Origin of the sequence: Citrobacter sp. CK202, from assembly GCF_030333225.1 — a bacterium.
GTDB lineage: Bacteria > Pseudomonadota > Gammaproteobacteria > Enterobacterales > Enterobacteriaceae > Citrobacter_B > Citrobacter_B koseri.
In genome coordinates, this window is record NZ_JAOWGI010000021.1 from 332,903 (window position 1) to 347,025 (window position 14,123).

Sequence of the window (14,123 nt, forward strand, 5' to 3'; positions counted from 1 at the left end):
CAAGTTATCCCTCCGCCCGCGCAAAACGGGCGGGTTGAGAAAGGTTACCTTATGTCCGAGCAGTTTCTCTATTTCTTGCAGCAGATGTTTAACGGCGTCACGCTGGGAAGCACTTATGCGCTGATCGCTATCGGCTATACGATGGTTTACGGCATTATCGGCATGATCAACTTCGCCCACGGCGAGGTCTATATGATCGGCAGCTATGTCTCTTTCATGATCATCGCCGCGCTGATGATGATGGGCATTGATACCAGCTGGCTGCTGGTCGCCGCCGGATTCGTCGGGGCTATCATTATCGCCAGCGCCTATGGCTGGAGTATTGAACGGGTGGCCTATCGGCCAGTGCGCAGTTCCAAGCGACTGATTGCGCTCATCTCCGCGATCGGGATGTCTATTTTCCTGCAAAACTACGTCAGTCTTACCGAAGGTTCGCGTGACGTGGCGCTCCCCAGTTTGTTTAACGGCCAGTGGATTATCGGCAGCAGCGAGAACTTCGCCGCCAGCATTACCACCATGCAGTTGGTCATCTGGATTGTCACTTTCCTGGCGATGCTGGCGCTGACGCTGTTCATCCGTTACTCCCGTATGGGACGCGCCTGCCGCGCCTGTGCGGAAGACCTGAAAATGGCGAGTCTGCTGGGCATTAATACCGACCGCGTGATTGCGCTGACCTTTGTGATTGGCGCGGCGATGGCGGCGGTGGCGGGCGTGCTGCTCGGTCAGTTCTATGGCGTTATCAACCCGTATATTGGCTTTATGGCCGGGATGAAGGCCTTCACCGCCGCGGTGCTTGGCGGCATCGGCAGCATTCCTGGCGCGATGATTGGCGGCCTGATTCTGGGCGTCGCCGAAGCGCTCTCCTCTGCGTATCTGAGTACCGAATATAAAGATGTGGTGTCGTTTGCGCTGCTGATTCTGGTGCTGCTGGTCATGCCGACCGGTATCCTGGGCCGCCCGGAGGTAGAGAAAGTATGAAACCGATGCATTTTGCGATGGCGCTGCTCTCTGCCGCCATGTTCTTCGTACTGGCGGGCGTCTTTATGGGCGTTCAACTGGAACTCGATGGCACCAAACTGGTGGTGGGGACTGCTGCGGATATTCGCTGGCAGTGGGTGTTTATCGGTACTGCCGTGGTCTTTTTCTTCCAGTTGCTGCGACCGATTTTCCAGAAAAGCCTGAAGGGCATTTCCGGGCCTAAATTTGTTCTGCCAGCGATTGATGGCTCAACCGTGAAGCAGAAGCTGTTCCTGATTGCGCTGCTGGTCATCGCCGTTGTGTGGCCGTTTATGGTGTCGCGCGGCACCGTTGATATCGCCACGCTGACCATGATTTACATCATCCTCGGTCTTGGGCTGAACGTGGTGGTGGGGCTGTCTGGTCTGCTGGTGCTGGGCTACGGCGGTTTCTACGCTATTGGCGCGTATACCTTCGCGTTGCTGAACCACTATTACGGTCTGGGGTTCTGGACCTGCCTGCCGCTGGCGGGGCTGGTTGCGGCGGCGGCGGGCTTCCTGCTTGGCTTCCCGGTATTGCGCCTGCGCGGCGACTACCTGGCGATAGTGACCTTAGGATTTGGCGAGATTGTGCGCATCCTGCTGCTCAATAACACCGAAGTGACCGGCGGGCCGAACGGTATCAGCCAGATCCCGAAACCGACATTCTTCGGCCTGGAGTTCAGCCGTACCGCCCGTGAAGGCGGCTGGGATACCTTCAGTAACTTCTTCGGCGTGAAATACGATCCATCCGACCGCGTGATTTGGCTCTACCTGGTGGCGTTGCTGCTGGTCGTCTTCTCGCTGTTTGTGATCAACCGTCTGCTGCGTATGCCGCTGGGGCGGGCATGGGAAGCGCTGCGTGAAGATGAAATTGCCTGCCGTTCATTAGGCTTAAGCCCGACGCGCATTAAGCTGACGGCGTTTACCATCAGCGCCGCGTTTGCGGGGTTCGCCGGAACGCTGTTCGCCGCGCGCCAGGGCTTTGTCAGCCCGGAGTCGTTCACTTTTGCCGAATCCGCTTTTGTACTGGCGATTGTGGTGCTTGGCGGCATGGGTTCGCAGTTTGCGGTTATTCTCGCCGCTATTCTGCTGGTGGTATCGCGCGAGCTAATGCGTGACTTCAACGAATACAGCATGTTGATGCTCGGTGGTTTGATGGTACTGATGATGATCTGGCGTCCGCAGGGCTTGCTGCCGATGACCCGTCCGCAGTTGAAACTGAAAAACGGGGAAGCGAAAGGAGAGCAGGCATGAGTCAGCCATTATTATCCGTTAACGGCCTGATGATGCGCTTTGGCGGTCTGCTGGCGGTAAACAACGTTGAACTGGAGTTGCATCCACGCGAAATCGTCTCATTGATCGGGCCAAACGGCGCCGGGAAAACCACGGTCTTTAACTGCCTGACCGGTTTCTATAAACCGACCGGCGGCACCATTATGCTGCGCGATCAGCATCTGGAAGGGCTGCCGGGCCAGCAGATTGCCCGTATGGGCGTGGTGCGTACCTTCCAGCACGTCCGCCTGTTCCGTGAGATGACGGTGATTGAAAACCTGCTGGTGGCGCAACATCAGCAGTTGAAAACCGGCGTCTTTTCGGGTCTGTTGAAGACTCCGGCGTTCCGTCGGGCGCAGAGTGAAGCGCTCGATCGCGCCGCTACCTGGCTGGAGCGTATCGGCCTGCTGGAGCACGCCAACCGCCAGGCCAGCAACCTGGCCTACGGCGACCAGCGTCGTCTGGAGATCGCCCGCTGCATGGTGACGCAGCCGGAGATCCTGATGCTGGATGAACCGGCGGCGGGTCTGAACCCGAAAGAGACCAAAGAGCTGGACGAATTAATTGCGGAGCTGCGTAATCATCACAACACCACCATTCTGCTGATTGAGCATGATATGAAGCTGGTGATGGGGATTTCCGATCGCATTTACGTGGTGAACCAGGGAACGCCGCTGGCGAACGGGACGCCGGAAGAAGTTCGCAACAACCCGGACGTGATCCGCGCCTATTTAGGTGAAGCATAATGGTGGTGACGCATAAGATGGAAAAAGTCATGTTGTCCTTTGACAAAGTCAGTGCCCACTACGGCAAAATCCAGGCGCTGCACGAGGTGAGTCTGCATATTCGTCAGGGAGAAATCGTCACCCTGATTGGCGCCAACGGCGCGGGTAAAACCACGCTGCTCGGCACGTTATGCGGCGATCCGCGCGCCACCAGCGGTCGGATTGTGTTTGATGGTAAAGACATTACCGACTGGCAGACGGCGAAAATCATGCGTGAAGCGGTGGCGATTGTCCCGGAAGGGCGTCGCGTTTTTTCTCGTATGACGGTAGAAGAGAACCTGGCGATGGGCGGTTTTTTCGCCGAGCGCGACCAGTTTCAGGAGCGCATTAAGTGGGTTTACGCGCTGTTCCCGCGTTTGCATGAGCGTCGTATCCAGCGTGCGGGCACCATGTCCGGCGGTGAACAGCAGATGCTGGCGATTGGTCGTGCATTGATGAGCCAGCCGCGTTTGCTGCTGCTGGATGAACCGTCCCTGGGTCTGGCGCCGATCATTATCCAGCAGATTTTCGATACCATCGAACAGCTGCGCGAGCAGGGAATGACCATCTTCCTCGTCGAGCAGAACGCGAATCAGGCGCTGAAGCTGGCGGATCGCGGCTATGTGCTGGAAAACGGTCATGTGGTGCTGGAAGATACCGGCGATGCGTTGCTGGCCAACGAAGCGGTGCGCAGCGCATACCTCGGAGGTTAAACCGTCTGTGTGCCCGGTGGCGCTACGCTTACCGGGCCTACTCGATCCTGTAGGCCGGGTAAGGCGAAGCCGCCACCCGGCTTTTTGTTTTTTGTACGTTTTAGTTGTACAATTTATGTGTACTTAAAAGGAGGCTATATGCGTACAATGAACTATAGTGAGGTACGGCAGAACCTTGCCTCTGTGCTTGATTCTGCTGCCACGGGTACGCCGGTGACGATTACGCGTCGGGGGCATAAATCTGCGGTTATCATCAGCGCAGAGGAGTTTGAACGTTATCAGACAGCAAAACTGGATGCTGAATTTGATGCCATCATGGGCGTTCACGGCGACGAATTAAGAGAACTGGCCGATAAATGACACTTCAATTTATCTCAGCGGAAGAGATAATCCGTTTTCATGACAAATTATTGAGCGTAACGCCTGGCGTTCCGGGAATGCCGGACCCTGGGCGGGCTGAAGCGCTGTTGTACCGTGTTTTAAATAAATACGAATACGAAAGTATTACCGATGTCTGGATCCTTGCGGCGATGCATCTACTCGCTATTTCTCGTGGACATATTTTTAACGATGGTAATAAGAGAACAGCATTATTCATCACATTGCTGTTTCTCAAACGTAACGGTATCTTTCTGGCTGCTAATCCCGATTATGTTGATATGACAGTCGAAGCTGCCGCAGGACGTCTGTCGCTAGAGGAAATTGTACAGCGTTTGCGTCGGTAGCCGTCGCCCGGTGGCGCGACGCTTACCGGGCCTACATATTATCTTCACCATTCCATCATCTTCTTATCATCCTGCTGACGTTTGGCTGTCATTTATTTGTAACTAAAAAGTTATTTTTCTGTCATTCGCGCATGTCATGTTACCTCGCGAGCATAAAACGCGTGATATCGCGCATCCGGCACAACAAGAGAGATAAGCGAATGACATCGTTACGACATACAGCGTTAGGACTGGCGTTAAGCCTGGCATTCGTGGGAAACGCCATGGCCGTTACCACCATTCCATTCTGGCATTCTATGGAAGGCGAGCTGGGGAAAGAGGTTGATTCTCTGGCGCAACGTTTCAATGCGGCCAATCCTGATTACAAGATTGTGCCGGTGTATAAGGGCAACTATGAACAGAGCCTGAGCGCAGGTATCGCTGCGTTTCGTACCGGCAACGCTCCGGCGCTGTTGCAGGTTTATGAAGTCGGCACCGCGACCATGATGGCGTCGAAAGCGATTAAACCGGTCTATGAAGTGTTCAGCGACGCGGGCATCAGTTTCGATGAGTCGCAGTTTGTACCGACGGTGTCCGGTTACTACACCGATTCCAAAAGCGGACATCTGTTGTCCCAGCCGTTTAACAGCTCCACGCCGGTGCTGTACTACAACAAAGACGCTTTCAAAAAAGCCGGTTTAGATCCAGAGCAGCCGCCGAAAACCTGGCAGGATCTGGCGGAGTACACCGCGAAGCTGAAGGCGGCGGGAATGAAGTGCGGCTACGCTAGCGGCTGGCAGGGCTGGATTCAGATTGAAAACTTCAGCGCCTGGCATGGTCTGCCGGTCGCCACCCAAAATAACGGCTTTGACGGTACTGACGCGGTGCTGGAATTTAACAAGCCGGAGCAGGTGAAACATATCGCGCTGCTGGAAGAACTGAACAAGAAGGGTGATTTCAGCTACTTCGGGCGTAAAGACGAATCCACTGAGAAGTTCTACAACGGCGATTGCGCCATCACCACCGCCTCTTCCGGTTCTCTGGCGGATATCCGCCACTATGCCAAATTTAATTACGGCGTAGGCATGATGCCTTATGACGCAGACGCCAAAGATGCGCCGCAAAACGCCATTATCGGCGGGGCGAGCCTGTGGGTGATGCAGGGTAAAGACAAAGAGACCTACACCGGCGTGGCGAAATTCCTCGACTTCCTGGCGAAGCCGGAAAATGCCGCTGAATGGCATCAGAAAACCGGCTATCTGCCGATCACCAAAGCGGCTTACGATCTGACCCGCGAGCAGGGATTCTATGATAAGAACCCCGGCGCGGATATTGCCACGCGCCAGATGCTGAACAAGCCGCCGTTGCCGTTCACCAAAGGTCTGCGTCTGGGCAACATGCCGCAGATCCGCACCATTGTGGATGAGGAACTGGAAAGCGTGTGGACCGGGAAGAAATCCCCGCAGCAGGCGCTGGATGCCGCCGTTGAACGTGGTAATCAGCTGCTGCGTCGCTTTGAGCAGTCAACGAAATCGTAACGCATGATATGCCCGGAGGCGCTGCGCTTACCGGGCCTACAAGACCGTAGGCCGGGTAAGGCGAAGCCGCCACCCGGCACTGTTCAGGAATCAAATCTTCATGTCATCATCCCGTCCGGTGTTTCGCTCGCGTTGGCTGCCGTATTTGCTGGTTGCGCCGCAACTGGCGATCACCGTCATTTTCTTTATCTGGCCTGCGGGCGAAGCGCTGTGGTATTCGCTGCAAAGCGTCGATCCGTTTGGGCTGTCCAGCCAGTTTGTCGGTCTGGATAACTTTGTCGCCTTATTCCATAACAGCTACTACCTCGACTCCTTCTGGACGACGATGAAATTCAGTGCGCTGGTGACGGTAAGCGGCCTGTTGGTCTCGCTGTTTTTCGCCGCGCTGGTGGATTACGTGGTACGCGCAAGCCGCCTGTATCAAACGCTGATGCTGCTGCCTTACGCCGTTGCGCCAGCGGTGGCCGCCGTACTGTGGATCTTCCTGTTCAACCCCGGGCGCGGGCTAATCACCCATTTTCTTGCCGGGTTCGGCTATGACTGGAACCATGCGCAACACAGCGGCCAGGCCATGTTTCTGGTGGTGTTCGCTTCAGTCTGGAAGCAGATTAGTTACAACTTCCTGTTCTTTTTTGCCGCGTTGCAATCCATTCCCCGCTCGCTGACGGAAGCGGCAGCAATTGATGGGGCGGGTCCGGTTCGGCGCTTCTTTAAACTTTCGCTACCGCTAATTGCGCCGGTGAGTTTCTTCCTGCTGGTGGTCAATCTGGTGTATGCCTTCTTCGACACCTTCCCGGTGATTGACGCCGCTACCGCAGGCGGACCGGTACAGGCGACGACCACGCTGATTTATAAGATCTACCGCGAAGGCTTTGCCGGGCTGGATCTCTCCGCCTCTGCCGCACAGTCGGTGGTGCTGATGTTCCTCGTCATCATTCTGACGGTTATCCAGTTCCGCTATGTGGAAAGTAAGGTGCGTTACCAATGATTGAAAACCGTCGCGGGCTGACGATATTCAGCCACACTATGTTGATTCTGGGGATTGTAGTGATCCTGTTTCCCTTGTACGTCGCCTTTGTGGCGGCGACGCTGGACAACAGCGCGGTGTTCGATACGCCGATGACGCTCATCCCCGGAACGCATCTGCTGGAAAACATGGCAACGATCTGGGTTAACGGCGTGGGCGTGAACAGCGCGCCGTTCTGGCTGATGATGCTTAACAGTTTCATCATGGCTTTTGGCATTACGGTGGGGAAAATTACCGTTTCTATGCTGTCGGCGTTTGCCATTGTCTGGTTTCGTTTTCCGCTGCGTAATCTGTTTTTCTGGATGATCTTTATCACCCTGATGCTGCCGGTTGAGGTGCGTATTTTCCCGACGGTGGAAGTGATCGCCAATCTGAAAATGCTCGACAGCTACGCGGGTCTGACCCTGCCGCTGATGGCCTCAGCGACTGCCACCTTTCTGTTTCGCCAGTTCTTTATGACGCTGCCGGACGAGCTGATTGAAGCGGCGCGCATCGACGGCGCTTCACCGATGCGCTTTTTCCGCGACATCGTGCTGCCGCTGTCGAAAACCAATCTCGCGGCGCTGTTCGTCATCACTTTCATCTACGGCTGGAACCAGTACCTGTGGCCGTTGCTGATTATTACCGACGTTGATCTCGGCACCGCCGTTGCGGGGATTAAAGGCATGATCGCCACCGGGGAAGGCACCACTCAGTGGAATCAGGTGATGGCGGCGATGCTGCTGACCCTGATTCCCCCCGTCGTTATCGTTTTAGCCATGCAGCGCGCGTTTGTACGCGGCCTGGTGGACAGTGAGAAGTAGGAAATTTTATGGCTGGTTTGAAATTACAGGCAGTAACCAAAAGCTGGGACGGCAAAACCCAGGTCATACAGCCGTTAACGCTGGATGTGGCGGATGGCGAGTTTATTGTGATGGTTGGGCCGTCCGGCTGCGGTAAATCGACGCTGCTGCGTATGGTGGCCGGGCTTGAGCGGGTAACGAGCGGCGATATCTGGATTGACCGCCAGCGCGTTACGGAGATGGAGCCGAAAGACAGGGGCATTGCGATGGTGTTCCAGAACTACGCGCTCTACCCACACATGAGCGTAGAAGAGAACATGGCGTGGGGGCTGAAGATTCGCGGCATGGGCAAAGGGCATATTGCTGAACGGGTGAAAGAGGCGGCGCGGATTCTGGAGCTGGATGGTTTGCTCAAACGCCGTCCACGCGAGCTTTCCGGCGGCCAGCGCCAGCGTGTGGCAATGGGGCGTGCGATTGTGCGCGATCCGGCCGTCTTCCTGTTTGATGAGCCGCTGTCCAACCTTGACGCTAAATTGCGCGTCCAGATGCGCCTTGAGTTACAACATCTGCATCGCCGCCTGAAAACCACCTCGCTGTACGTGACGCACGATCAGGTCGAAGCGATGACGCTCGCCCAGCGGGTGATGGTGATGAACAAAGGCGTGGCGGAGCAAATCGGTACGCCGGTAGAGGTGTATGAGAAACCCGCCAGCCGCTTTGTGGCGAGCTTTATCGGCAGCCCGGCGATGAATCTGCTGGAGGGGCGCATCAGCGCCGCAGGCACCCATTTTGAGCTGGAGAGCGGGATGGCGCTGCCCGTTAACTGGAACTATCGTCGCTATGCCGGGCGGAAAATGACGCTGGGTATCCGTCCTGAGCATATTGCGCTAAGCTCGCAGGCGGAAGGCGGCGTACCGCTGGTGATGGACACGTTGGAGATACTGGGGGCGGATAACCTGGCGCACGGACGCTGGGGCGATCAAAAAATGGTCGTGCGGCTGGCGCATCAGCAACGCCCGACGGCAGGCAGCACGCTATGGCTGCATTTGCCGGAAAATCATCTGCATCTTTTCGATGGCGAAACAGGACAACGAGTATGAGTAACTGGCCTTATCCCCACATCGTCGCGCATCGCGGTGGCGGAAAACTCGCACCGGAAAACACGCTGGCGGCGATTGACGTGGGGGCGCGGTGCGGACACACGATGGTTGAGTTTGACGTGAAGCTGTCGAAAGACGGTGAGATCTTTCTGCTGCATGACGACAACCTGGAGCGCACCAGTAACGGCTGGGGCGTGGCGGGGGAAGTCAACTGGCAGGATCTGCTGCGCGTTGATGCCGGGAGCTGGTTTAGCGGCAAGTTTAAAGGCGAGCCGTTGCCGCTGTTGTCTCAGGTAGCGGAACGCTGCCGCGAGCACGGCATGATGGCGAATATTGAAATTAAACCGACGACCGGCACCGGGCCATTGACGGGGAGAGTGGTGGCGCTGGCTGCGCGGGAGCTGTGGTCTGGAATGACCGCGCCTTTGCTTTCATCGTTTGAAATTGATGCGCTGGAAGCGGCGCAAAAGGCGGCGCCAGAGCTACCGCGCGGTTTACTGCTGGATGACTGGCGTGACGACTGGCATACGCTGACGACCCGGCTGGGCTGCGTCTCTGTTCATCTCAACCATAAATTGCTTGATGAAGCGCGGGTAAAAGTGCTCAAGGCGGCGGGACTGCGCATTCTGGTTTACACCGTCAACAAACCCCAGCGCGCGGCGGAACTGCTGCGCTGGGGCGTGGACTGCATCTGTACCGATGCCATTGATGTGATTGGGCCGGATTTTACTGCGGCGAGTTATTGAGCATATCGCCACTCTGTCGCTGGGGCAGCAGATGTTGCTGACCGCTGCTCTGGCGGGTTCCACCGCTTAACATACCGCCATTGTTGTTTGGTAAAACCTGCTCACGCACCTGGCCCTGCTGGACCCGCTGCGCGTTATTGTTCATCTGCGTTTGCAGATGCTGTTGCTGAAGCTGGGTCTGCGTTTTTAACTGCTGGTTAAGCATCCCTTTCTGCTGGGTCTGCTGCGTCTGCATTTGGGTTTGCATCCGCTGTTGACTCGGGATCTGATACCCCGGCTGATTCGGGTTATTCATGGTGTTGATGGGCTGCGCAAAGCCGGAAAACGGCAGTAGCGCCGCTAAAATTAAGAGTCGTTTCATCGTCTTTCCTCCTCTGGGGGGATCTATTAAGTTTACTCCTTTCCCGCCGCAACGATGATTATTTCAGAGTTATGCACCAGGCTTAGTGGGGGGCTGACCCCGTATCTCTGGAGAATAACGATGATGAAACCGACGTTTTTGCGCCGGGTAGCCATTGCTGCTCTGCTCTCAGGAAGTTGTTTTAGTGTTGTTGCCGCGCCGCCTGCGCCACCTCCGGTGTCATACGGTGTTGAAGAGGATGTTTTCCACCCTGTTCGTGCGAAGCAGGGGATGGTGGCATCCGTGGATGCGATGGCGACCCAGGTTGGCGTCGATATCCTTAAGCAAGGGGGAAATGCCGTCGATGCGGCGGTTGCCGTTGGCTATGCGCTGGCGGTGACGCATCCGCAGGCAGGGAACCTCGGCGGCGGGGGTTTTATGCTGCTGCGCACCAAAGACGGGAACACCACGGCGATCGACTTCCGCGAAATGGCGCCAGCCAATGCCACCCGCGATATGTTCCTGGACGATCAGGGCAATCCTGACAGTAAAAAATCGCTGACGTCGCACCTGGCGACCGGTACGCCGGGCACCGTGGCCGGATTCTCGCTGGCGCTGGAGAAATACGGCACCCTGCCGCTCAACAAAGTGATACGCCCGGCGATGAAACTTGCGGATGAGGGATTCGTCGTCAACGATGCGCTGGCGGATGACCTGAAAACCTACGGTAGTGAGGTGCTGCCGAATTATGAAAACAGCAAGGCCATTTTCTGGAAAGACGGCGAACCGCTGAAGAAGGGCGACAAGCTGGTGCAGAAAAACCTGGCGAAAAGTCTGGAGATGATTGCTGAGAATGGCCCGGATGCCTTCTACAAAGGGGCAATAGCCGACCAGATCGCACAGGAGATGCAGAAGAACGGGGGGCTTATCACCAAAGAGGATCTGGCGGCTTACAAAGCGGTAGAACGCACGCCGATTAGCGGCGACTATCGCGGGTATCAGGTCTTTTCGATGCCGCCTCCGTCCTCCGGCGGCATTCATATCGTGCAGATCCTCAATATCCTTGAAAACTTCGACATGAAGAAATACGGGTTTGGCAGCGCCGATGCCATGCAGATAATGGCTGAAGCGGAGAAATATGCCTATGCCGATCGGTCGGAGTATCTCGGCGACCCGGATTTTGTGAAGGTGCCGTGGCAGGCGCTGACCAGTAAAGCGTATGCGAAATCCATTGCCGATCAGATAGATATCACTAAAGCCAAACCGTCCAGCGAGATTCGCCCCGGTAAACTGGCGCCGTACGAAAGCAATCAGACCACCCATTTCTCGGTGGTGGATAAAGACGGCAACGCGGTGGCCGTCACCTACACCCTGAACACCACGTTTGGTACCGGGATTGTGGCGGGAAACACCGGAATTCTGCTCAACAATGAGATGGATGACTTCTCCGCGAAACCTGGCGTACCAAACGTTTACGGTCTGGTGGGCGGCGATGCTAACGCTGTAGGGCCGAAGAAACGTCCGCTGTCGTCAATGTCGCCGACCATTGTGGTGAAAGACGGCAAAACCTGGCTGGTGACAGGCAGCCCTGGCGGAAGTCGTATTATCACTACCGTGCTGCAAATGGTGGTCAACAGCATCGATTTCGGGATGAATGTCGCTGAGGCGACCAACGCACCGCGTTTCCATCATCAGTGGCTGCCGGATGAGCTGCGCGTGGAAAAGGGCTTTAGCCCGGATACGCTGAAACTCCTGGAACAGCGTGGGCAAAAAGTCGCGCTGAAAGAAGCGATGGGCAGCACCCAGAGCATCATGGTCGGGCCGGATGGTTCGCTGTACGGCGCATCTGACCCGCGCTCAGTCGATGATTTAACGGCGGGATACTAAGGATAACGGCCCTCTTCGGTGGAAGGGGGCTTATCAGGGAGTTCTGGCTGTAACCTTGTTTTTCAACAGCATTATTCTGCACGGCGGTTATGGTACGTTATTGTCAGTATCAGTATTCTTGATTAGCCTGTATCCTTTTTCAGATACGCGATAGTAAGGCATGGACTTATGCCCACTATCTTCAATATTTACCAGACACTCGCTAGCCAATTTATTCACAATATTAACGACATTGCTGAACCCCGGGATTCTTTTCATGGAAAGCGTGCGATCCAGATTCATCCAGTTCCAGTTAATATCTTTTTCGGCCATAACTTTTAGTACGTTAAGTTCAGTTTCAGTTATCATAGTTAATTGTATCCGGGTAAGCTTAGCTTCGTGCTTTTTTGCTCTCTTCGTAGTCTTTTAAATATTTCTCCAGCGGCTAGGTAGTACCTAAATCAAAGATTTCACCGCTATCTTTATCGATGATGAAAGGAGTGTTTCCTGCCAGACGGGAAGCGTTGTCTCCGGTTTTGAAATACTCCATTGATTCGAAACAAAAAAACCAACCTTCTGTAAATCTTCCGTGGAGTGTGATGACGACAGGAGTATCTGCATCGTGAAGATACTTATTGGCTTTGTTTATGGCTTCTTTGTAAGTGATCATTAGCATTCCCCTTAAAGCGCATAACTTTATTATCTGGATTTCTACTTTTTCCGCTCAAGCCCAATATATTCTACAAAACCTTCTCCTGAATAAATATTCATTCTTATTCTAAGTATATCTATTGTATCTTTTGCTAGCTCTTTAGGAATGAACAGCACAAAAACTCTGTCGTCACCATCAATAATTACTCCTGAAGCCAATTGTGAAAATATATTGTCTGGCAATATATAATCACCCAATGTCTTTCTGCTAATTTCTTTTGCTTTTCGTTCTAAAATGTCTAAAGGTATTTTTTTCATTCTATGGTCTCCATTCTGGGCTAATTAAATCGCCATCAGGTGAAAAGTTGAACCTGCGTCCATAAGGATCAGATATAGAACTCTTACTATTCAAATTGTGATCCTTAAATATCTTCAAAATCGCTCTATCACCAAGAGAAGATCTTAATGTTCCATCTGGATGAACATGGCTGGACCATCGCCAACCTTTAGCAGCAAGCTCTTCAGCTTCAACAATACCTATTGGTACTCCGGTTGCATTTCCGCGAATAATCAATCTTCTACCACCTGTTGTAAACATTGCAAACTCGTCACCTGTAGCTGCACTAAGCGCTGCTAAATCATTCTGCCCAAAGCCTTTGGTTACAATAATTCTTGAGCCCATTTTGGGCAATTGTGTCAGCGTTTTTGTTTGTGCAACACTCAAGTCTTCAGCACCAGCGGCAATTGCGCGGTAATTTTGTCCTGTTGTTGCAATGGTAATGGTGTCAATGCTATCTGGAACTGATAGTGTCTTCCAGACTTTTGCCTGTCCGAACTTTTCCACCTCCGAAGCTAATCCTAACCGCCCCATACCAAAGACAGAAGCGATTGATGCTAAGGCTATTATGGTTCCTTTCGTTTGATCATTCAGGACGTGATCATATCCCTTAATCGCATCTCCTCCCAACTTTTCTGCCGTTTCCCTGAAACCTTCGATATTCCCGTTGTAGATACCTCCGGCGGCAAGCAATCTGCCAACCCCTTTGCTGTTTAACGTTTTGAGGCTGTTATCTGCGGGTGTTTTTGGACGGGGGATAAACAGACGGTTGTAGTTCTCGGGCAAGGCCAGGTAGCTAAACTCAGTGTTGGCAATAAGGTGTTTGCAGAGGATATATTCATAGCTGATGGTTATTGTTTCTGTATCTAAATTATTTTCGCTGAATTGGTGTTGAATACCTGATAGAAATGCTCCCCGCAGTTGAATATAATAATACTTCTCCCATCTACCGAATCTATTGATGCGGTAGAAATAAAAATCCATATACAACTGCTCGTTGTTGTTAATAGCATTAACAAACAACGGTGTACTTTTATCGATCAGTTTACAAAATCGCAATCCGTGTAAATGAGAACCTTTACCAGTACTGGTTATGCTATTCGAGAGTGAAAATACGAAAATTTCATCCTCGTGTCCGGTTTGCCAGCGGTTGCCCACTGAGGCTATCGTTCCACATCCATCGGAAATAGCACCTTGCAACTCCCCTGCAATTGTCAGGTAGACAATATTCCCCATTATTACATTATCCTTTAATAACGGCATGCTAAATGTATTAGCCGTGAAT

17 protein-coding genes are annotated in these 14,123 nt (G+C 53.7%); 12 read left to right on the forward strand and 5 right to left on the reverse strand.

Annotated elements, in window-relative coordinates; genetic code table 11:
• Positions 1–51 precede the first annotated feature (51 nt).
• From livH to ugpQ, 11 genes are all read left to right on the forward strand, one after another.
• Complete coding sequence (livH, locus tag OGX84_RS07240) at positions 52–978, forward strand: high-affinity branched-chain amino acid ABC transporter permease LivH (protein ID WP_012135564.1); 927 nt, start codon at positions 52–54, stop codon at positions 976–978.
• A complete protein-coding gene (gene livM / locus OGX84_RS07245; protein ID WP_012135563.1) occupies positions 975–2,252 on the forward strand; it encodes a branched chain amino acid ABC transporter permease LivM in 1,278 nt (425 codons plus the stop codon). The genes livH and livM overlap by 4 nt, the downstream gene beginning before the upstream one ends.
• Positions 2,249–3,016 carry a high-affinity branched-chain amino acid ABC transporter ATP-binding protein LivG gene (gene livG / locus OGX84_RS07250; protein ID WP_047460588.1) on the forward strand — a complete coding sequence of 256 codons (768 nt, stop codon included), beginning with the start codon at positions 2,249–2,251 and terminating at the stop codon, positions 3,014–3,016. Before livM ends, livG begins: the two co-directional genes overlap by 4 nt.
• Before the next feature lie 17 nt (positions 3,017–3,033).
• The gene (livF, locus tag OGX84_RS07255) at positions 3,034–3,747 is read left to right on the forward strand and encodes a high-affinity branched-chain amino acid ABC transporter ATP-binding protein LivF (protein ID WP_047463875.1); all 714 of its coding nucleotides are present in this window, start codon (positions 3,034–3,036) and stop codon (positions 3,745–3,747) included.
• 138 nt (positions 3,748–3,885) lie between these two features.
• On the forward strand, positions 3,886–4,107 hold the full coding sequence (locus OGX84_RS07260; protein WP_047460592.1) for a type II toxin-antitoxin system Phd/YefM family antitoxin: 222 nt from the start codon (positions 3,886–3,888) through the stop codon (positions 4,105–4,107).
• Positions 4,104–4,472: a type II toxin-antitoxin system death-on-curing family toxin gene (locus tag OGX84_RS07265; protein WP_047460595.1), complete on the forward strand. Its 369-nt coding sequence runs from the start codon at positions 4,104–4,106 to the stop codon at positions 4,470–4,472. The genes OGX84_RS07260 and OGX84_RS07265 overlap by 4 nt, the downstream gene beginning before the upstream one ends.
• Positions 4,473–4,672: 200 nt before the next feature.
• A complete protein-coding gene (gene ugpB, locus OGX84_RS07270) occupies positions 4,673–5,989 on the forward strand; it encodes a sn-glycerol-3-phosphate ABC transporter substrate-binding protein UgpB (RefSeq protein WP_024131025.1) in 1,317 nt (438 codons plus the stop codon).
• Between the two features lie 100 nt (positions 5,990–6,089).
• Positions 6,090–6,977 carry a sn-glycerol-3-phosphate ABC transporter permease UgpA gene (gene ugpA, locus OGX84_RS07275; protein ID WP_286457633.1) on the forward strand — a complete coding sequence of 296 codons (888 nt, stop codon included), beginning with the start codon at positions 6,090–6,092 and terminating at the stop codon, positions 6,975–6,977.
• Positions 6,974–7,819 carry a sn-glycerol-3-phosphate ABC transporter permease UgpE gene (gene ugpE, locus OGX84_RS07280; protein ID WP_047460601.1) on the forward strand — a complete coding sequence of 282 codons (846 nt, stop codon included), beginning with the start codon at positions 6,974–6,976 and terminating at the stop codon, positions 7,817–7,819. The genes ugpA and ugpE overlap by 4 nt, the downstream gene beginning before the upstream one ends.
• 8 nt (positions 7,820–7,827) lie before the next feature.
• Positions 7,828–8,898 (forward strand): sn-glycerol-3-phosphate import ATP-binding protein UgpC, encoded by a 1,071-nt coding sequence (locus OGX84_RS07285; protein ID WP_112001442.1) that lies wholly within the window; start codon positions 7,828–7,830, stop codon positions 8,896–8,898.
• Positions 8,895–9,644, forward strand: coding sequence for a glycerophosphodiester phosphodiesterase (ugpQ, locus tag OGX84_RS07290; protein WP_112001443.1), 750 nt, complete (start codon positions 8,895–8,897; stop codon positions 9,642–9,644). The genes OGX84_RS07285 and ugpQ overlap by 4 nt, the downstream gene beginning before the upstream one ends.
• Here the strand turns inward: ugpQ and OGX84_RS07295 are convergent.
• The gene (locus OGX84_RS07295; protein WP_012135554.1) at positions 9,625–10,005 is read right to left on the reverse strand and encodes a DUF2756 family protein; all 381 of its coding nucleotides are present in this window, start codon (positions 10,003–10,005) and stop codon (positions 9,625–9,627) included. The two genes, ugpQ and OGX84_RS07295, sit on opposite strands and share 20 nt — an antisense overlap.
• A gap of 120 nt (positions 10,006–10,125) precedes the next feature.
• Between OGX84_RS07295 and ggt the strand changes: the two genes are divergently transcribed.
• Positions 10,126–11,871, forward strand: coding sequence for a gamma-glutamyltransferase (ggt, locus tag OGX84_RS07300; protein WP_110493710.1), 1,746 nt, complete (start codon positions 10,126–10,128; stop codon positions 11,869–11,871).
• 87 nt (positions 11,872–11,958) lie between these two features.
• On the opposite strand, the gene OGX84_RS07305 is transcribed toward ggt, so the two are convergent.
• The 4 genes from OGX84_RS07305 to tssD form a co-directional block, all read right to left on the reverse strand.
• Entirely contained in the window at positions 11,959–12,219 is a 261-nt protein-coding gene (locus OGX84_RS07305) for a hypothetical protein (RefSeq protein ID WP_012135551.1), read from the reverse strand.
• Between the two features lie 76 nt (positions 12,220–12,295).
• On the reverse strand, positions 12,296–12,520 hold the full coding sequence (locus OGX84_RS07310) for a YrhB domain-containing protein (protein ID WP_286457638.1): 225 nt from the start codon (positions 12,518–12,520) through the stop codon (positions 12,296–12,298).
• A gap of 41 nt (positions 12,521–12,561) precedes the next feature.
• The gene (locus OGX84_RS07315) at positions 12,562–12,819 is read right to left on the reverse strand and encodes a hypothetical protein (RefSeq protein WP_012135548.1); all 258 of its coding nucleotides are present in this window, start codon (positions 12,817–12,819) and stop codon (positions 12,562–12,564) included.
• 1 nt (position 12,820) lies between these two features.
• Positions 12,821–14,074, reverse strand: coding sequence for a type VI secretion system tube protein TssD (tssD, locus tag OGX84_RS07320; protein WP_112001445.1), 1,254 nt, complete (start codon positions 14,072–14,074; stop codon positions 12,821–12,823).
• Positions 14,075–14,123 lie beyond the last annotated feature (49 nt).